This is a genomic window from Halomonas sp. G15, from assembly GCF_021282295.1.
Classification (GTDB): Bacteria; Pseudomonadota; Gammaproteobacteria; order Pseudomonadales; family Halomonadaceae; genus Halomonas; species Halomonas alimentaria.
In genome coordinates this window covers 1-16,771 of the sequence record NZ_JAJSPA010000014.1, presented here as the reverse complement: position 1 = coordinate 16,771, position 16,771 = coordinate 1, and the positions used below count along the sequence as shown (strand labels likewise).

The following is a 16,771-nucleotide window of genomic DNA, read 5'->3' as shown; positions in this document are numbered from 1 at the left end:
GGACTCCGGTCGCGAGGGCCGGTCGCAAGAGGACATAGATGATGCGCATCAAGCATGCCCTGGCCGCGGTTCTGGGAATGGTCCTGCTGGCCTCGGCGGCCCAGGCCGACGAGGACAAGGTGTTCGGCTGGGTCGAGAAGGCCATCGTGGAGCCCTGGGGCGTGGAGGTGAAGGCCAAGCTCGACAGCGGCGCCCTGACCTCCTCGCTGGACGCCCGCGACATCGAACGCTTCAAGCGCGACGGAGAGCGCTGGGTACGCTTCCGCCTCAAGCTGGAGGACGAGGAGAGCGGCGAGGTGTTCAGCGAGCGCCTGGAGTTGCCGCTCTATCGCAGCCTTCGCCTGCGGGGTGCTGGCGGCACCGACCGCCGCCCGGTGGTGCTGATGAAGGTGTGCCTTGGCGATACCGTGTACGAGGAGCAGTTCAGCCTGCGCGATCGTGGCGACATGAACTATCCGTTGCTGCTGGGGCGGCGAACCATCGGCCACCTGGGCCTGCTGGATGTGCGCGATACCTTCCTCTCCGAGCCGGTCTGCGACGACGATTCGCCGCTGGTGGAGCATGATCCCGAAGAGGAGGAGGTCGTCGAGGAGCCCAACGACTGACTGCTAGAAGAGTCGCGCCAGCAGGGCGGTGACCGCGGTCTCCACCCGCAGGATGCGTTGGCCCAGGTGGATGCCTTCGCAGCCCGCGGCGAGCAGCTTCTCCACCTCCCAGGGAATGAAGCCCCCCTCGGGACCCACCAGCAGCAGCGTTTCCTCGTTAAGCCCCCGCGGGCAGTCATTGGGCATGCCGGGGTGGGCCAGCAGTCCGCGCCGCCCCTCCAGGAGGTCGGGCAGACGGTCCTCCACGAAGGGGCGAAAGCCCTTCTCCAGGGTGACCTCTGGCAGGCGGGTGTCCCGGGCCTGCTCCAGACCCAGCACCAGGTGGTGGTGGATCTTCTCCGCGTCGAGCTCCGGCGACATCCAGTAGCTCTTCTCCACCCGCCGGGTATGCAGCAGGGTGATCCGCTTTACCCCGAGGGTGGTGACGTGTTCGAGGCTGCGCGCCAGCATGCGTGGCCGCGGCAGCGCCAGCACCAGGTGCACCGGCAGTGCCGGCGGCGGGGCCTGGTCGAGGGCTTCCAGCGCGAAGGTCGCCTCCTGCTCGTCGAGGGTGAGCAGCTCGCCCCGGCCGATACCTCCGCCGACCACGCCGAGGGTCAGGCGGTCCCCGGGGGCGGCGCGGTGTACCTCGCGCAGGTGGCGCAGGCGTCGCGGATCGGTCACCCGGGCGAGGCCTTGATGCGCGATATCGTCGGGGGCTAGCAGGATCAGGTTCATCGGGGACTCGCCGCGTTGGTAATCAAAAGATGGCTATACCTTGCATGGTGGGTGTCGCGGTGCACAATGGTCCCACAGGGGCAGTCGTCCCTCCCACGTTGAATGAGGAGCAGCGCCGTGCGCGTGATTCGCAAGTATGCCAACCGCAGGCTCTATGATACCGAACAGAGCCGCTATGTGACCCTCGAGGACCTGCGTGGGCTGATCCTCGACGAAGTGCCGTTCCGCGTCGAGGATGCCAAGAGCGGCGAGGACCTGACCCGTACCATCCTGCTCTCGATCATCATCGAGCAGGAGCAGGCTGACGGCGATGCGCAGGTGTTTTCCAACGACCTGCTGGCCCAGTTCATTCGGGTATACGACATGGCCCACCCGCTGCCCCTGTCGCGCTACCTGGAGCAGGGCACCAAGCTGATGATGGAGCAGCAGCAGCGCATGCAGGATCAGTGGCAGCAGGCCCTGCGCCACTCGCCCATGGACCTGATGCGCGAAATGGCCGAAGAGAACATGCGCTTCTGGCAGCAGACCATCGGCCAGGGACCCGGTGCCGGTGGCAAGGGCGACAAGGGCGACGATGACAAGGCGTGAGCGCTTGTCGCGACGCAGGCGCCACGACTTTCTGACATAATACCGCCTCGATTTCCAACGCCGCTCAGTCGGCCAGCAGCATGAAGGTGGAATAGGATGAAGGTGCTGATCATCGGCGGCGGTGGCCGCGAACACGCCCTGGCCTGGAAGGTCGCCCAGTCGCCGAAGGTGGCGATGACCTATGTGGCGCCGGGCAATGCCGGTACCGCCCGGGAGCCCGGGCTGACCAATGTTGCCGTCGCCGCGGATGATCTGGAGGGGCTGCTGGTCTTCGCCCGTGACGCTGCCGTCGACCTCACCATCGTTGGTCCCGAGGCGCCGCTGGTGGCTGGCGTAGTGGATCGCTTCCGCGAGGCGGGCCTGGCGATCTTCGGGCCTACCGCGGGCGCTGCCCAGCTAGAGGGCTCCAAGGCCTTTACCAAGGACTTCCTGGCCCGCCATGCCATCCCCACCGCCGCCTATCGCACCTTCACCGCGGTGGCGCCAGCTCTCGACTACCTGCGTGAGCAAGGCGCGCCCATCGTGATCAAGGCCGACGGTCTGGCCGCGGGCAAGGGCGTCATCGTCGCCATGAGCCTCGAGGAGGCAGAGGCGGCGGTGCGCGACATGCTCGAGGACAACGCCTTCGGCGATGCCGGCGCCCGGGTGGTGATCGAGGAGTTCCTCGACGGTGAGGAGGCCAGCTTCATCGTCATGGTGGATGGCGAGACCGTGCTTCCCATGGCCACCAGCCAGGACCACAAGCGGGTGGGCGAGGGCGATACCGGCCCCAACACCGGCGGCATGGGCGCCTACTCGCCGGCGCCGGTGGTCACCGCCACGGTACATGAGCGCATCATGGAGCGGGTGATCCTGCCCACGGTCCAGGGCATGGCCGCTGAGGGGCATCCCTATACCGGCTTCCTCTACGCCGGCCTGATGATCGATGCCGAGGGCAATCCCAAGGTGATCGAATACAACTGCCGCTTCGGCGACCCCGAGACCCAGCCGATCATGCTGCGCCTGCAGTCGGACCTCGCCGAGCTCTGCCTGGCCGGGGCACAGGGCGAGCTGGCCGGCCACGCTTGCGAGTGGGACGCGCGCGCCGCAGTAGGCGTGGTACTCGCCGCCGGCGGTTACCCGGGCAGCTACCGCAAGGGCGATGTCATCGAGGGGATCGAGGCCGCCGAGGCCACCGGCTGCAAGGTGTTCCATGCCGGCACCGCCGACCAGGACGGCCAATTGGTCAGCGCCGGCGGTCGGGTACTCTGCGTCACCGCCCTGGGCGAGGGGGTCTCGGCGGCCGCCGGGAACGCCTACCGCGGGGTTGATGCCATCCGCTGGGAGGGCGCCTTCTGTCGCCGTGATATCGCCCACCGCGCCATCGCCCGCGAGCGCGGCGAGGGTTGAGTCACGCCCTTGAGCTACGGCACCTCGCGTCACAACAAGAGCAACATGGGAGGCAAGCATGGAGCGCGTCAGGCTCGATTTTCCCGAGGCCGCCATCATCCACCGCCAGCCACTGACGGTGCGCGTGACCGACATGAACTACGGTCGCCACCTGGGCCATGATGCCCTGGTGTCGCTGCTCCACGAGGCTCGGATCCAGGCCCTGGCCGGGCTGGGGCTCACCGAGTGGGACCTGGGAGGCTATCCCAGCGTGGTGGCCGACCTGGCCGTACAGTACCAGTCGGAGGCGCGCTGGCCCGACGCCCTGGTGGTAGAGACGGCGATCCCCCCTTCCCGGGGCAAGGCGCTCACCGTCTTCCAGCGGGTGTGTCACGCCGAGGGTGGCCGCCCGGTCGCCACGGCGCGGCTCAACCTGCTGCTGGTGGATCCCGCGAGCGGCCGCCCGGTGGCGGTCCCCGAGACCGTGCAGGCGGCCATCTCCGGGGCGGGAGGGGCCTGATGTCCCGTGAATATCCGATCATCGCCGTGACCGGCTCTTCCGGAGCCGGTACCACCACCGTGAAGCGCACCTTCGAGCGCATGTTTTCCCGTGAGGACGTACACGCCGCCTTCGTTGACGGTGATGCCTTCCATCGCTACACCCGTGAGGAGCTTTCGCGGATCTTTCGCGAGGAGCCGGAGCGCAAGGATGAGCTCTCCCACTTCGCCGTGGAGGCCAACCTGCTCGAGGAGCTCGAGACCCTGTTCCAGGAGTATGGCGAGAGCGGCAGTGGCACCTATCGCCACTACATCCACGCCGAAGACAAGCAGATGATCGAGTCCGGCTACCGCATCGGCACCTTCACCGAGTGGCAGCCATTGCCCTATGGCACCGACCTGCTGTTCTACGAGGGGTTGCACGGAGGCCTGGTCACCCCCGAGCACGACATCGCCCGTCATGTCGATCTGCTGGTGGGCGTGGCACCGACCATGAACCTCGAGTGGATCCAGAAGATCGACCGCGACACCAAGCTGCGCGGTTACTCCCAGGAGGCGGTGATCGATACCATCCTGGGGCGCATGGACGACTATGTACGCTATATCCAGCCGCAGTTCTCGCGCACCCATATCAACTTCCAGCGGGTGCCCACGGTGGACACCTCCAATCCCTTCGAGGTGCAGGACATTCCTACCGACGCCGAGTCCTTCGCGGTGATCCGCTTCCGGGAACCGGCCACGGTGGATTTTCCCTACCTGCTGGCGATGATCCAGGATGCCTTCATGAGCCGCCCCCACACCCTGGTGGTGCCCGGAGCGCGAGTCTCCCTGGCCATGGAGCTGATCCTGGGGCCGCTGGTGCGCCACCTGCTGGCCCAGCGGCGATTCCGCTGAGCGCGATCAACCCGACGAGTGAGGAGGCCCGAGAGATGGAGTGCCTGTTCTGCAAGATCATCAACCGCGAGATTCCCGCCGAGATCGTCTTCGAGGATGACCAGGTGGTGGCCTTCGAGGACATCAATCCCCAGGCGCCTACCCACCTGCTGATCATCCCCAGGAAGCATATCGCCACCCTCAATGACCTCGAGGAGGGCGACCTGGCGTTGGCGGGGCGCCTGCAGTTCACCGCCGCGCGTCTAGCGAAGGAGCGAGGCTTCGCCGAGGAGGGTTACCGGGTGGTGATGAACTGCAATGACCAGGGCGGCCAGACGGTCTATCATATTCACATGCACCTGATGGGCGGCCGTCGCTTTACCTGGCCGGCTGGGTAGTCGGCGTTCCTGCGGGCAACCGCGCGATCTTCGGTGTTCGGCGCATCAGGTGCATCCTCACACGCAAACGGCGCCACCCTCTGGGGTGGCGCCGTTGTGTCATGGGGCTGCTGCCGTTCACTCCTCGACGATGGTGTAGGAGTGGGTCACCTCGACCCCGCCCTTGACCAGCATGATCGAGGCGCTACAGTACTTCTCGGCGGAGAGCTCCACGGCGCGCGCGACCTGCTTCTCCTTGAGCCCACGGCCGGTGACGGTGAAGTGGACATGGATCTTCGTGAACACGCTGGGGGTGGCGTCGGCGCGCTCGGCCTCGATGCTCGCCACGCAGTCACTGACGTCGGCGCGGGCCTTCTCGAGGATATTGAGGATATCGAAGGAGGTGCAAGCCCCCATGCCCATGAGCAGCAGCTCCATGGGGCGGGGGCCGGTGTTGCGGCCGCCATGGTCGGGCGGGCCATCGATGACCACGCTGTGGCCGCTGCCCGATTCGGCAACGAACTGGCGGCCGTCGGTCCATTTGACTGTGGCTTTCATGGCAAGGGTTCCTTTTCGATTGTCGGTTAAGGGTGGCCAGCATACAGGTGGATCGCAGCTGCCCATAGCGAGAGGCGCTGGGGACAGGTCGGAGAGGGGGTCCGAGGACCAGGGATGGCCGAGGTAGCCTACAGGGAAGTACTCGTAGCGCCCCCTCGAAGGCCTGTCCCCGGAACAGCCTCGAGCAATCCTGCCACCCGCTCACAGCCTTCGGTTCAGTCCCGCAGGCGCCGGTCGAGTTCGGCCAGCCTCTCCGGTGTACCCACGTCCACCCAGCGGCCGCGGTGGTGGTGCCCGGCCACGCGCCCCTCGGCCATGGCGCGACGCAGCAGCGGCGCCAGGGCGAAGGCGCCCGGAGATTCGCCGGCCACCAGCGCCGGGTCGAGCAGGCCGATGCCGGCGTAGGTGAGCCGCGGCTTGCCCTCGGCGAGGACGCGGCCGGTGGCGTCGAGGTGGAAATCGCCCGCCGGGTGGTGGTCGGGGTTGTCCACCAGCACCAGCCGCGCCAGATCGCCGCTATCCAGCGCGGGCAGGGTGCTCGGGTCGAGATCGCACCAGACGTCGCCGTTGACCAGCAGGAAGGGGGCGCGACCGAGCAGCCCCAGCGCCCGCTGGATGCCCCCCCCGGTCTCCAGCGGCGCCTCCTCGCGGCTCCAGGCGATGCGCACCCCATGATCGCCGCCGTCACCCAGTGCCTCGATGATCTGCTCGGCACGGTAGCTGACATTGATCACGATCTCGGTGATGCCCGCCTCGCGCAGGCGTTCGAGGTGGTGGACGATCAGCGGCCGGCCAGCCACCGGCAGCAGCGGCTTGGGGCAGTGGTCGGTGAGCGGGCGCATGCGGGTGCCGAGCCCCGCGGCGAGGATCATCGCCTTCATGTGGACGCCTCCAGCCTGGCGGCCAGGGCCGGGCGGAAGGCGTCGGCCAGCCAGGCCTTGAAGTCGTCATGCCCCTCTACGCCGGCCAGGCTCTCCTCGAGGTGAGCGAGGAAGTGGGGCAGGCGCTCGAGGTAGCCCGTCTTGTGGTCGCGCAGGGTCAGGCGGCAGAAGATGCCCAGCACCTTGAGCGAGCGCTGGGCGGCCATGGCGTTGGCCTGGGCCAGGAAGTTGGCCTCGGTGGTGCTCGAGGGGAGGCGGCCGTCGGCCACGGCGCAGCGGCGGAAGGCCTCGACCCAGGCGGCGAACCGCTCGGCGTCGAAGCGGCAGTAGCGACCGCGCAGCAGCGAGATGAGGTCGTAGCTGATGGGGCCTGCCACCGCGTCCTGGAAGTCGATCAGCACCAGCGAATCGTCTCGCACCATCAGGTTCATGGCGTCGAAGTCGCGGTGCACCGTGACCATCGGCTGGGCCAGCGCCTGCGCCACCAGGGCCTGGCGAAGGGCTGCCCAGCCCGGCGGCGTTTCCAGCCCCAGCCATTCGCCCAGGCACCATTCCGGGAAGAGCGCCAGTTCACGCTCGAGCAGGTCGGCATCGAAGCGCGGCAGGTCGTCGGGGCCGGCGCGGTTCTGCAGCTCGTGGAGCAGTGCGATGGCCTGCTCGTGCCAGGCCCGCACCTCCTCCTCATCGCCGAAGCAGCGCTGCAGGGGAGTGTCTCCGAGGTCCTCCAGTTCGATGAACCCCGCCTCCAGGTCGACCGCATGGAGGTGCGGCACCGGCAGCCCAGCGGCCTCCCAGCGGCGGGCGATGGCCACGAAGGGGTGGCTGTCTTCCTGCTCGGGCGGGGCATCCATCAGGATGCGGGTGGTCTCGTCAGGCAGGACCAGGCGGAAGTAGCGGCGGAAGCTGGCGTCGCCGGCGGCCAGGCGCAGGTCGAGGGCGTCGGGCGCCAGGGCATGGCGCTCGGCGGCCCAGCGGGCGAGCCGTTCGCGGCGCGAGGCGTCGAGGGCGGCGTCGGTCATGGAGGAGGCTCCTGGGTCGGGGTGTCCGGTTGACGGTCGTGGGCGCGCGCCGCATGCTGGGCGCTGCGCCGTCACCGCCGGCAGGACAGGCCGACGGCGGCCTGTATAATAGCGTTTCACCTCGCCAAGGACATCGACCAACATGGGCAAGCGACTCTCATGGACGGCCCTTGCAGGCCTGGTGGCCGCGGGTCTTGGCAGCGGCCCGCTGCTGGCGGCCCCGCCGGAGCCCCTGCCTGCCGAGCAACTCGACTTCCGCCCCTGGGGCAGCGAGAGCCCGGGAGCTTCCCTGTGCCGCGGCGTCTACGTGATGCCCGACTACCGCCTGCCGCCCCCCGAGCCGGGCAAGGTGGCCAGCGAGTCGGCGAGTGCCAGCTACGGCGAGGATGGCGAGACCCTGCTGCGCGGCGAGGTGGTGTTGCGCCGCGACAACGCCCAGCTCGAGACCCCTCAGGTGCGGGTGCCATCAAACCGGGAACGTGCCTTCGCCGAGGGTCCTCTGGCCCTGCGCGACCAGGGGTTGCTGGTGCGCGGCAGCGCCGCTGAACTCTCGCTGGTCAACGACGCCGCCAGTGTCGACGAGGCGCACTACGTCATCCACGACCGCCACCTGCGCGGCGATGCCCAGCGCCTGGCGCGCCTGGAGGACGGCCGCTACCGGCTCTCCTCGGCGAGCTTCACCACCTGCGATCCGGGTGACAACCTGTGGCAACTGGTCGGCGGCGATGTGATGCTCGATCGCGAGAGTGGCTTCGGCACCGCCCGCCATGCCCGGCTGGAGGTCAAGGACGTGCCGGTCTTCTACTGGCCCTGGGTGCGCTTCCCCATCGACGACCGCCGTCATACCGGCTTCCTGTGGCCGGCGGTGGGCTTCTCCACCGACTCGCTGGACTACGCCCAGCCCTTCTACTGGAACATCGCCCCCGACCAGGACGCCACCATCACGCCGCGCTGGATCAGCGATCGTGGCCTGCTGCTGGGCGGCCAGTACCGTTACCTGTTCGCCGAGTCGGCCGGGCAGATCGAGGGCGCCTGGCTCGACAGCGACGATGGCGGTGACAGCGACAACCCCAACGATGCAGCGCGCCGCTTCGAGGGCGAGGAGCGCTGGTACCTCGACTATCGCCACGCCGGCACCCTGAGCCCGCGCAGCCGCTACCAGCTGCGCTACGGGGCGGCCAGCGACGGCCGTTACTTCGACGACTTCGGCAGCGACTTCGCCGAGCAGAACACCTCGTCCATGTCGCGCCTGGCCCAGATCGACTATCGCGGCGACACCTGGCGCCTCGATGCCCGCGCCCAGGGGTTCCAGAAGCTCGATGACCCGTTGCTGGAGAGGGACAAGCCCTTCTACCGCCTGCCCAGCTTGAGCGCCGCCGCCCGCTGGAGACAGGAAAGCGGCTTCTACCAGCAGTGGCAGAGCAACTACAGTTACTTCTGGCGCGATATCGACGAGACAGAGCTGCCGAATAACCCGCGCTTTGATCGTGAATCGGCCACCGGCTCGCGGCTGCATCTTGCGCCGGCCGTGGGCTGGCGCTTCGACGAAAGCTGGGGTCACCTGGAACCGCGCCTGGAGTGGCTCGGCACCGCCTACGCGCTGGACTACGGCGAGCGCGACATCGACCGCGACACCTCATTGACCCGCAGCGTGCCGGTCACCTCCGTGGACGCTGGCCTGGTGTTCGAGCGCGAGCTCGACCTGGGAGGACGGGATTACCGCCAGACCCTGGAGCCCCGCGCCAACTACGCCTATGTGCCGGCCCGCGACCAGAGCGACTTCCCCGACTTCGATACCAGCGAGCGCGCCTTCTCTTGGAGCCAGCTGTGGTCGCCGCACCGCTTCTCGGGCAGCGACCGGGTGGGGGACCTCAACCGCCTCTCCCTGGGCCTCGGGTCGCGGTTCCTGGATGACGACAGCGGCCGCCAGCGGCTCTCCCTGGGGCTGGGTCAGGCGCTCTACTTCGAGGACCGCAGCATCGATATGGATGGCAACCCCGACGAGTTGCCGACCAACGGCGCGGATTACTATCGCGCCACCCGCGATCGCTCGCCGCTGGTCGCCAACGCCGACTGGCAGGTCACCCAGCGCTGGCGCACCCGCTGGCAGTGGCTGTATGACGACGACCTGGAGCGTACCGAGCGCGCCGGGGTCGACCTGCAGTACCGCTCGCCCAGGGGGCACGCGTTGAACCTCGGCTACCGCTGGGAGCTCGAAGGGTTCGATCCCTCGCTGGATCAGTTCGACGACGACTTTCGCACTTACGATCGCGAGGAGTACGACGCCTCCTTCGCCTGGAAGGCCGGCCGGCGCGTCGACCTGATCGGTCGCCTGCTCTACGACAACACCAACGACCAGGCCCTGGAGCAGCTCGCCGGGGTGCAGTGGAACGACTGTTGCTATGGTGTGCAGCTGGTGTGGCGCGAGTGGATCGACGACAACGACACCGGAAATCCGGACGATGACTTCACCGATCGCGGGGTCTTCCTGCGCTTCGTGTTCAAGGGGCTCGGCGGCGTGGGCCGCGAGGCCGACAGCTACTTCGAGGAGGCCATCCCCGGCTACCGCAGCACCGCCTTCTGAGCCGGATGGCCCGTTAGAGAGGAATGATGAAAGGACAGCACAGCATGCGCAGTCGCCGCACCCCCTTCCTGGCCGCCGGCCTGGCCATGGCCCTGGGCCTCGCCACCGTGCCCGTCACCCAGGCCCAGGAGCCGCCTTCTACCCAGCGCCAGGCGCTGGACCGTATCGTGGCGGTGGTCAACGAGGGGGCGATCATGCAGAGCCAGCTCGAGGATCGCCTCGCCCAGGTGCGCAGCCAGATGGGCGCCCAGCAGCAGGACCTGCCCCCCGCAGGGACCCTGCGCGAGCAGGTCCTGGAGCAGATGATCCTGGAGGAGATCCAGTGGCAGATGGCGGATGAGGCCGGGCTCACGGTGGATGACACCGACCTCAACCGCCAAGTGCGTGGCATCGCCGAGCGCAACGGCATGAGCCTGGAGCAGTTCGCCGATACCCTGGAGGCCGACGGCCTGACGCTGGCCGGCGTGCGCGAGGAGATCCGCCGCGAGCTGACCCTGCGCCAGCTGCAGCAGCGTCGCGTGGGCAGTCGGGTCAATCTCTCCGAGCGGGAGGTGGAGCGCTTCATGGAGCAGGAAGGCGTCGGCCGCGAGCAGGCCCAGCAGGCCCTCTTCCAGCGCAAGGCCAACGAGGAGCTCGGCGCCTGGTTGCAGGAGATCCGTTCCCAGGCCTTCGTCGACAACCGCCTCGACGAGCGCTGATGGCGACCCCCGCCGCGCCGGTCCTGGCGCTGACCAGCGGTGAGCCCGCGGGCATCGGGCCCGAACTCGTGCTGATGCTGGCCGCCGAGGGCGTGGCCGGCACCCGCCCGGTGGCGGTGGGTGACCCCGGCCTGCTCGCCGAGCGCGCCGCCGCCCTCGGCCTGGCGGTGGAGCTGGTCGAGCTCGCCCCGGACGAGGCGGTGCCCGCGGCGCGCCCCGGACGGCTGCCGGTATGGCCGGTGGCCCTGCGTGCCCCGGTGCGCCCCGGCGTGCTCGAGGTCACCAATGCCGACTACGTGCTCGAGACCCTGGACGTGGCGATCCACGCCTGTCGTGCGGGCCAGGCCGCGGGCATGGTCACCGCGCCGCTGCACAAGGGCGTGATCCTCGACGCCGGGCATGCGGGGTTCACCGGCCACACCGAGTACCTGCGCGACGCCTGCGGCGTCGAGGAGGTGGTGATGATGCTCGCCACCGACGCCGCCCTGCACGCCGAACGGCCTGGCTGGATAGGGAGTGCCGCCTTGCGGGTGGCCCTGGCGACTACCCATCTGCCGCTGCGCGAGGTGGCCGATGCCATCACCCGTGAGCGCCTGGCGCGGGTGCTGCGCATCCTCGCTGCCGACCTGACCCGCTGGTTCGGCCTGGATGCGCCGCGTATCGCGGTGTGCGGGCTCAACCCCCACGCCGGCGAGGGCGGCCACCTCGGCCGCGAGGAGCTCGAGGTGATCGAACCCACCCTCGAGGCGTTGCGGGACGAGGGGCTGACCCTCGACGGTCCGCTCCCCGCCGATACCCTGTTCACCCCGCGTCACCTGGCAGGCGTGGATGCGGTGCTGGCCATGTACCATGACCAGGGCCTGCCGGTGCTCAAGTACGCGGGCTTCGGCCGCGCCGCCAATATCACCCTGGGGTTGCCGCTGGTGCGAACCTCGGTGGATCACGGCACCGCCCTGGACCTGGCCGGCACGGGCCGCGCCGATCCCGGCAGCCTGAGGGTCGCCGTGGCGCTGGCCGCGCAGATGGCCGCCCGCGGCGTTAGTTTATCGGGAGGAGCGCCGGGGGCAGGCTGAAGAGCAGGTCCTACGCCATGGACGGCGTCGGTAGCGCCCAGGGAGGGGTTCACAGCGCCTGCTCGTAAGCCTGCCGCCGGAACAGCTCCGGTTCAGCAAAGAATTCCAGACTTCCAGCGACAGAAGGACACCCCTGAATGGCATCTCGCCCCCCGGTCCACCGGGCCCGCAAGCGCTTCGGCCAGAATTTCCTGCGTGACCGCGGCATCATCTCCCGCATCGTGCGGGCCATCGGGCCGCGCCCCGGCGAGCGGATCGTGGAGATCGGCCCCGGCCAGGGGGCGCTCACCGAGCCGCTGCTGGAGGCCGCTGGCGGTCGCCTGGAAGTGATCGAGCTCGACCGCGACCTGATTCCCGGGCTGCGCGTGCAGTTCTTCAACTATCCCGACTTCGTGATCCACGAGGGCGATGCGCTCAAGGTCGACTTCCGCGCCCTGCGCGGCGAGGGGGAGCCGCTGCGTGTCGTCGGCAACCTGCCCTACAACATCTCCACCCCGCTGATCGCCCACCTGCTCCAGGCCGGCGATGCCGTCGCCGACATGCACTTCATGCTGCAGAAGGAGGTGGTGGAGCGCCTGGCCGCCGAGCCGGGCGGCGCCGACTGGGGGCGCCTCTCGGTGATGGCCCAGTACCGCTGCCGGGTGGAGTCGCTGTTCGTGGTGCCGCCGGAGGCCTTCGTGCCGCGGCCCAAGGTGGACTCCGCTATCGTGCGGCTCACCCCCCATGCCGAGCTGCCCCATCCGGCACGCGACGTGGCGCTGCTGGCGGCGATCGTCAAGGAGGCCTTCGGTCAGCGCCGCAAGACCCTGCGTAACAACCTCAAGGGGCGCATTACCGCCGCCGAACTCGAGGCACTCGACATCGACCCCGGCCGGCGCCCCCAGACACTCTCCGTGGAGGAGTTCGTGCGTATCGCCGACCACCTGGCCCAGACGACAGGGGAGGCACGCCCATGAGCGATCGAGTCGCCAGCGGAGACGCCCCCATGGATGAATCGCGAGGCGTGAGCGTCGAGGTCCAGCCGGAGTTTCGTGCCGACGAGTCTGCCCCCGGCGAGGGGCGCTACGTGTTCAGCTACACGGTCACCGTGCACAACGCCTCACGCCACAGTGTCCAGCTGATGGCCCGCCACTGGACCATCACCCAGGGCAGCGGCAAGGTACAGGACGTGCGCGGCAAGGGGGTGGTGGGGCAGCAGCCGGTGATCGGCCCCGGCCAGCACTTCCGCTACACCAGCCGGGCGATCCTCGATGGACCGGTGGGGGTGATGCAGGGCGACTACACCTGCGTGGATACCGCCACCCAGCGCCCCTTCGAGGTGCCCATCGCACCCTTTCGCCTGGCCTGCCCCAACCAGGTCCACTGAATCCACTGCACTCGAGCCCCAACCGAATACCGGGAGAGCCCATGACCACCTATGCCATCGGCGACCTCCAGGGCTGCCATGCCGAGTTCGTCGAACTGCTCGAGACCCTGGACTTCGACCCGCGGAATGACCGGCTGTGGCTGGCCGGCGACCTGGTCAACCGCGGCCCCGGGTCGCTCGACTGCCTGCGAGAGGTCGAGGCGCTGGGCGACGCCGCCCTGACGGTGCTTGGCAACCATGACCTGCACCTGCTGGCGGTGGCGCGGGGCGGCGCTGCGCTCAATCGCAAGGACACCCTGGACGCCATCCTCGCCGCTCCCGATCGCGAGCGACTGCTCGACTGGCTGCAGTCGCGTCCGTTGCTGGTGCGCGAGACACTTGGCGGCGAGGATACCCTGATGACCCATGCCGGGCTGCTGCCCCAGTGGTCGCCGGAGCTGGCCGCGACGCTGGCCGCGGAGGTAGAAGCGGTGTTGCGCGACGAGCGCGGCGGCGCCTTCCTCGAGCGCATGTACGGCAATGCACCGGACCAGTGGCGCGATGACCTGGATGGCATCGACCGTCTGCGCGCCATCGTCAACGTCCTGACCCGCATGCGCTTCATCGACGCCCAGGGGCGGCTGGACTTTGCCGCCAAGGAGGGGCTCGACAGCGCCCCGGCGGGCTTCGAACCCTGGTTCCGCTTTCCCCGCGGCGACGATGTTCGGCTGATCTTCGGCCACTGGGCGGCCTTGCAGGGCGAGACCCCCGGCAGTCGGGTCAACGCCTGGGCGCTGGATACCGGTTGCGTGTGGGGAGGTTCCCTGACGGCCCTGGATCTGGTCAGCGGCGAGCGTACCAGCGTGCCCAGCCGGCGGCGTTGAACACGGCTATCCTTTCCTTCCGATCACTTCCTGACACGAGGCGCCTCCATGAGCTTCCAGCATCTCGATATTGCCACCCTCATGACCTGGCTCGACGAGGGTCGCGACGCCGCGCTGGTGGATATTCGCGACGCCCTGAGCTTCGCCCAGGGACATATTCCCGGCAGCCGGCGGCTCGATAACGACACGGTGGGCGACTTTATCGAGACGACCCCCGTCGAGCGCCCGGTGGTGGTGGTCTGCTACCACGGCCACTCCAGCCAGCAGGCCGCCGCCTGGCTGGCCGGCCAGGGGTTCGCGGCCGTCTACAGCCTCGACGGCGGCTTCACCGATTGGCAGCTGCGCCACCCCGACCGGGTGGAGGCCTGAGTGTGGCGATGACGGACGACCCGGCCGTACGCGGACTCTCGGTCTATCGGGTGGGCGGTGCGGTACGTGATGCCCGCCTCGGCTGGCCGGTCACCGACACCGACTGGGTGGTGGTGGGGGCCACCCCGGAGGCGCTGCGTCGCCGTGGCTTCCGCCCCGTGGGACGTGACTTCCCGGTCTTCCTCCACCCCGAGACCCACGAGGAGTACGCCCTGGCACGTACCGAGCGCAAGGCGGGCCACGGCTATACCGGTTTCGTGGTCCACGCCAGTCCCGAGGTGACCCTGGAGGAGGACCTGGCGCGCCGCGACCTGACCATCAACGCCATGGCCGAGACTCCTCAGGGCGAGCTGGTCGATCCCTATGGCGGGCTGGTCGATCTGGAGGCGCGGGTGCTGCGCCATGTGTCGCCGGCCTTCATCGAGGACCCCCTGAGGGTACTGCGCACCGCGCGCTTCCTGGCTCGCTACGCGGGTCTCGGCTTCACCATCGCCGAGGCGACCCGGGCGCTGATGCGCGAGCTGGTAGAGAGCGGCGAGATCGCCCACCTGGTGGCCGAGCGGGTCTGGGTCGAGACCGAGAAGGCCCTGGCAGAGCCCTGGCCCGAGGTCTATTTCCAGGCGCTCGACGACTGTGGCGCCCTGGCCGTGCTGATGCCGGTGTTGGCCGCCGACCGGGAGGCTCTGGACGAGGCACTGGGCCGGCTGCATCGGCTGCCCGAGGAGGGGGAGGGCGAGGCGCTGGCCCGCTGGCGCTGGGCGCGGCTGGTGGAGCACCTGGACGAAGCGGCACGGCGCGAGCTGGCCGAGCGCCTGCGCCAGCCCAGGGTCTACATCGAGCTGGCCCGGCAGGTAGCGCAGACCCGTGCGCTGGTGGCGGACGCCCGCCACGCGCCCCCGGACGGGGCGCGGCTGCTGGCCTGGCTGGATGCCATCGATGCCTGGCGGCGCAGCGAACGGGTAGTGCCGCTGATCAGCCTGGTGAGCCTGGAGGCGCCGGCGCTGGCCGAGGAGCTGGCCGTGGCCTGGCGGCTTGCCGCCCAGGTCCTGCCGAAGTCATTGGTGGAGGAGGGGTTCAAGGGGCGTGAGCTGGGCGTGGAGCTCGCCCGGCGGCGCCGCGAGGCGATTGATGCGGCGCTGGGATAGAACGGGATTTCGACCTTGATAGCGAAAGGCGCCGGGAAAGCCTTGAGCGGTGTTTCCATCTGCGATAGCAAAGGTTTGGGGTGGAGTGGCGCGTCAGTCGGGATGTGAGATCTCGCGCTCGGCCCAGCTGAAGGCCACCGGCCAGAGCCGCTGGTCGCCCGCCTCGAAGCGGCGCCACAGGGCCGCATAGGTCTCGCCGCTCCCGGGCAGGCGCGCCTCGGGCAGCAGCTCGGCCAGGGGCTGGAGCACGAAGGCGTGGTGGGTGATCTCGCCCCGCGGCAGGCTGACGCCGTCATGCTCGCCGGTGAGCTCGCCCACGGTCAGCAGGTCGACATCCAGGGTGCGGGGGCTGAACTTGGGGCTGCCCTCGCGCCGGCCGTTGGCGAACTCGAGGCGCTTGCACCAGGCTTGCAGTTCACCCACCGAGGCATCGCTCTCGAAGGCCGCCACCAGGTTGTAGAAGTTGCGCCCATCCTCGAAACCCACCGGCTCGCTCTCGAATACCCGCGAGACCCGCAGCCCCTCGAAGGAGGCCGCCAGGGCGTCCAGGCAGACGCGCACGTGGTGCTCGCGCTCGATGTTGCTGCCGATGCTGACCGTGACCAGGGCCATCACACCGCTCCCGGGCGAGTGCCGCGCTCGATACGCACGCCCACCGCGGCCGCGGCCGCCACGGCCCCCGGCTTGCGCACCGTCAGGCGCAACCAGGCAATGCCGAACTCGCCGCGCAGGGCCTCGGCCAGGCGCTCGGCAAAGGTCTCTACCAGGGCAAAGTCATGCGCGGCGGCGAAGGCCTGGATACGCTCGCTGATCGCCGCATAGTCGAGGGTCCGGGCGATGTCGTCATGCTCCGCTGCGGGGCGGATATCGGTGGCCAGCTCCAGGTCGAGCACCAGGCGCTGGGTGATGGTGCGCTCCCAGTCATAGACCCCGATCACGGTGTCGACGGCGAGGGACTCGATCAGCACTAGATCCATGGCTGGGTTCCGGGCGGATGGAGGGAATGGGGCGAGATTGTACGCGAGCCGCGGCGTGCGGAACACCCAGCGCTATCGCAGATAGCTTGTCGCTCGGGGCTGATCTGGCGACAAGCCTTCGAGGAGGCGCTGTGAACCCCTCCCTGGGCGTATATGGAGTCCTCCCCGTTTGCAAGCACGAGGCACGATGGTCGGTAGGTACGACTGCACAC

At 69.0% G+C, this 16,771-nt stretch carries 20 protein-coding genes; 14 read left to right on the top strand and 6 right to left on the bottom strand.

All coding sequences use genetic code 11. The features are described from left to right. The first annotated feature begins 41 nt into the window (after positions 1–41). Entirely contained in the window at positions 42–605 is a 564-nt protein-coding gene (gene rloA3 / locus LWH48_RS08545) for a retropepsin-like aspartic peptidase RloA3 (protein ID WP_161433029.1), read from the top strand. A 3-nt stretch (positions 606–608) separates the two neighbouring features. Here rloA3 and LWH48_RS08540 read toward each other — a convergent pair whose 3' ends face one another. Next, positions 609–1,322 carry a 16S rRNA (uracil(1498)-N(3))-methyltransferase gene (locus LWH48_RS08540; protein ID WP_161431280.1) on the bottom strand — a complete coding sequence of 238 codons (714 nt, stop codon included), beginning with the start codon at positions 1,320–1,322 and terminating at the stop codon, positions 609–611. Positions 1,323–1,439: 117 nt separating this feature from the next. Between LWH48_RS08540 and phaR the strand changes: the two genes are divergently transcribed. The 5 genes from phaR to LWH48_RS08515 all read left to right on the top strand — a co-directional run bounded on the left by phaR (position 1,440) and on the right by LWH48_RS08515 (position 5,047). Beyond that, the gene (phaR, locus tag LWH48_RS08535) at positions 1,440–1,910 is read left to right on the top strand and encodes a polyhydroxyalkanoate synthesis repressor PhaR (RefSeq protein WP_161431281.1); all 471 of its coding nucleotides are present in this window, start codon (positions 1,440–1,442) and stop codon (positions 1,908–1,910) included. A gap of 96 nt (positions 1,911–2,006) precedes the next feature. Continuing rightward, positions 2,007–3,299, top strand: coding sequence for a phosphoribosylamine--glycine ligase (gene purD, locus LWH48_RS08530; protein ID WP_161431282.1), 1,293 nt, complete (start codon positions 2,007–2,009; stop codon positions 3,297–3,299). A gap of 58 nt (positions 3,300–3,357) precedes the next feature. Then, complete coding sequence (locus tag LWH48_RS08525; protein WP_161431283.1) at positions 3,358–3,798, top strand: acyl-CoA thioesterase; 441 nt, start codon at positions 3,358–3,360, stop codon at positions 3,796–3,798. Next, on the top strand, positions 3,798–4,670 hold the full coding sequence (locus tag LWH48_RS08520; protein WP_161431284.1) for a phosphoribulokinase: 873 nt from the start codon (positions 3,798–3,800) through the stop codon (positions 4,668–4,670). Before LWH48_RS08525 ends, LWH48_RS08520 begins: the two co-directional genes overlap by 1 nt. A gap of 35 nt (positions 4,671–4,705) precedes the next feature. Beyond that, the gene (locus tag LWH48_RS08515; RefSeq protein WP_213312863.1) at positions 4,706–5,047 is read left to right on the top strand and encodes a histidine triad nucleotide-binding protein; all 342 of its coding nucleotides are present in this window, start codon (positions 4,706–4,708) and stop codon (positions 5,045–5,047) included. A 117-nt stretch (positions 5,048–5,164) separates the two neighbouring features. Here LWH48_RS08515 and LWH48_RS08510 read toward each other — a convergent pair whose 3' ends face one another. The 3 genes from LWH48_RS08510 to LWH48_RS08500 form a co-directional block, all read right to left on the bottom strand. Next, positions 5,165–5,584, bottom strand: coding sequence for an OsmC family protein (locus tag LWH48_RS08510; protein ID WP_161431286.1), 420 nt, complete (start codon positions 5,582–5,584; stop codon positions 5,165–5,167). Between the two features lie 215 nt (positions 5,585–5,799). Next, positions 5,800–6,465, bottom strand: a complete 666-nt coding sequence (murU, locus tag LWH48_RS08505; RefSeq protein ID WP_232912242.1) for an N-acetylmuramate alpha-1-phosphate uridylyltransferase MurU — start codon at positions 6,463–6,465, stop codon at positions 5,800–5,802. Next, the gene (locus LWH48_RS08500; RefSeq protein ID WP_232912241.1) at positions 6,462–7,484 is read right to left on the bottom strand and encodes an aminoglycoside phosphotransferase family protein; all 1,023 of its coding nucleotides are present in this window, start codon (positions 7,482–7,484) and stop codon (positions 6,462–6,464) included. The genes murU and LWH48_RS08500 overlap by 4 nt, the downstream gene beginning before the upstream one ends. Before the next feature lie 142 nt (positions 7,485–7,626). Here LWH48_RS08500 and LWH48_RS08495 point away from each other — a divergent pair, with 142 nt between their 5' ends. From LWH48_RS08495 to LWH48_RS08460, 8 genes are all read left to right on the top strand, one after another. Next, positions 7,627–10,068 carry an LPS-assembly protein LptD gene (locus tag LWH48_RS08495; protein ID WP_232912240.1) on the top strand — a complete coding sequence of 814 codons (2,442 nt, stop codon included), beginning with the start codon at positions 7,627–7,629 and terminating at the stop codon, positions 10,066–10,068. A gap of 44 nt (positions 10,069–10,112) precedes the next feature. After that, a complete protein-coding gene (locus LWH48_RS08490) occupies positions 10,113–10,766 on the top strand; it encodes a SurA N-terminal domain-containing protein (protein ID WP_232912239.1) in 654 nt (217 codons plus the stop codon). Continuing rightward, on the top strand, positions 10,766–11,839 hold the full coding sequence (pdxA, locus tag LWH48_RS08485; RefSeq protein ID WP_232912238.1) for a 4-hydroxythreonine-4-phosphate dehydrogenase PdxA: 1,074 nt from the start codon (positions 10,766–10,768) through the stop codon (positions 11,837–11,839). Before LWH48_RS08490 ends, pdxA begins: the two co-directional genes overlap by 1 nt. Before the next feature lie 137 nt (positions 11,840–11,976). Next, positions 11,977–12,795: a 16S rRNA (adenine(1518)-N(6)/adenine(1519)-N(6))-dimethyltransferase RsmA gene (gene rsmA / locus LWH48_RS08480; RefSeq protein ID WP_232912237.1), complete on the top strand. Its 819-nt coding sequence runs from the start codon at positions 11,977–11,979 to the stop codon at positions 12,793–12,795. Then, on the top strand, positions 12,792–13,205 hold the full coding sequence (gene apaG / locus LWH48_RS08475; protein WP_232912236.1) for a Co2+/Mg2+ efflux protein ApaG: 414 nt from the start codon (positions 12,792–12,794) through the stop codon (positions 13,203–13,205). Before rsmA ends, apaG begins: the two co-directional genes overlap by 4 nt. A 41-nt stretch (positions 13,206–13,246) precedes the next feature. After that, positions 13,247–14,068, top strand: coding sequence for a symmetrical bis(5'-nucleosyl)-tetraphosphatase (locus LWH48_RS08470; RefSeq protein ID WP_232912235.1), 822 nt, complete (start codon positions 13,247–13,249; stop codon positions 14,066–14,068). 48 nt (positions 14,069–14,116) lie between these two features. Further along, entirely contained in the window at positions 14,117–14,437 is a 321-nt protein-coding gene (glpE, locus tag LWH48_RS08465; protein ID WP_232912234.1) for a thiosulfate sulfurtransferase GlpE, read from the top strand. Positions 14,438–14,445: 8 nt separating this feature from the next. Continuing rightward, on the top strand, positions 14,446–15,582 hold the full coding sequence (locus tag LWH48_RS08460) for a polynucleotide adenylyltransferase (protein ID WP_232912233.1): 1,137 nt from the start codon (positions 14,446–14,448) through the stop codon (positions 15,580–15,582). Positions 15,583–15,675: 93 nt separating this feature from the next. On the opposite strand, the gene folK is transcribed toward LWH48_RS08460, so the two are convergent. Both folK and folB read right to left on the bottom strand, forming a co-directional pair. Then, a complete protein-coding gene (gene folK, locus LWH48_RS08455; protein WP_232912232.1) occupies positions 15,676–16,194 on the bottom strand; it encodes a 2-amino-4-hydroxy-6-hydroxymethyldihydropteridine diphosphokinase in 519 nt (172 codons plus the stop codon). Then, positions 16,194–16,559, bottom strand: a complete 366-nt coding sequence (gene folB, locus LWH48_RS08450; protein ID WP_232912231.1) for a dihydroneopterin aldolase — start codon at positions 16,557–16,559, stop codon at positions 16,194–16,196. Before folB ends, folK begins: the two co-directional genes overlap by 1 nt. Between the last annotated feature and the right edge of the window lie 212 nt (positions 16,560–16,771).

Coding starts and splice junctions, on each gene's coding strand:
- rloA3 (WP_161433029.1), top strand. CDS start 42: ATGCGCATCAAGCATGCCCTGGCCGCGGTTCTGGGAATGGTCCTGCTG.
- LWH48_RS08540 (WP_161431280.1), bottom strand. CDS start 1,322: ATGAACCTGATCCTGCTAGCCCCCGACGATATCGCGCATCAAGGCCTC.
- purD (WP_161431282.1), top strand. CDS start 2,007: ATGAAGGTGCTGATCATCGGCGGCGGTGGCCGCGAACACGCCCTGGCC.
- LWH48_RS08525 (WP_161431283.1), top strand. CDS start 3,358: ATGGAGCGCGTCAGGCTCGATTTTCCCGAGGCCGCCATCATCCACCGC.
- LWH48_RS08520 (WP_161431284.1), top strand. CDS start 3,798: ATGTCCCGTGAATATCCGATCATCGCCGTGACCGGCTCTTCCGGAGCC.
- LWH48_RS08515 (WP_213312863.1), top strand. CDS start 4,706: ATGGAGTGCCTGTTCTGCAAGATCATCAACCGCGAGATTCCCGCCGAG.
- LWH48_RS08510 (WP_161431286.1), bottom strand. CDS start 5,584: ATGAAAGCCACAGTCAAATGGACCGACGGCCGCCAGTTCGTTGCCGAA.
- murU (WP_232912242.1), bottom strand. CDS start 6,465: ATGAAGGCGATGATCCTCGCCGCGGGGCTCGGCACCCGCATGCGCCCG.
- LWH48_RS08500 (WP_232912241.1), bottom strand. CDS start 7,484: ATGACCGACGCCGCCCTCGACGCCTCGCGCCGCGAACGGCTCGCCCGC.
- LWH48_RS08495 (WP_232912240.1), top strand. CDS start 7,627: ATGGGCAAGCGACTCTCATGGACGGCCCTTGCAGGCCTGGTGGCCGCG.
- LWH48_RS08490 (WP_232912239.1), top strand. CDS start 10,113: ATGCGCAGTCGCCGCACCCCCTTCCTGGCCGCCGGCCTGGCCATGGCC.
- pdxA (WP_232912238.1), top strand. CDS start 10,766: ATGGCGACCCCCGCCGCGCCGGTCCTGGCGCTGACCAGCGGTGAGCCC.
- rsmA (WP_232912237.1), top strand. CDS start 11,977: ATGGCATCTCGCCCCCCGGTCCACCGGGCCCGCAAGCGCTTCGGCCAG.
- apaG (WP_232912236.1), top strand. CDS start 12,792: ATGAGCGATCGAGTCGCCAGCGGAGACGCCCCCATGGATGAATCGCGA.
- LWH48_RS08470 (WP_232912235.1), top strand. CDS start 13,247: ATGACCACCTATGCCATCGGCGACCTCCAGGGCTGCCATGCCGAGTTC.
- glpE (WP_232912234.1), top strand. CDS start 14,117: ATGAGCTTCCAGCATCTCGATATTGCCACCCTCATGACCTGGCTCGAC.
- LWH48_RS08460 (WP_232912233.1), top strand. CDS start 14,446: ATGACGGACGACCCGGCCGTACGCGGACTCTCGGTCTATCGGGTGGGC.
- folK (WP_232912232.1), bottom strand. CDS start 16,194: ATGGCCCTGGTCACGGTCAGCATCGGCAGCAACATCGAGCGCGAGCAC.
- folB (WP_232912231.1), bottom strand. CDS start 16,559: ATGGATCTAGTGCTGATCGAGTCCCTCGCCGTCGACACCGTGATCGGG.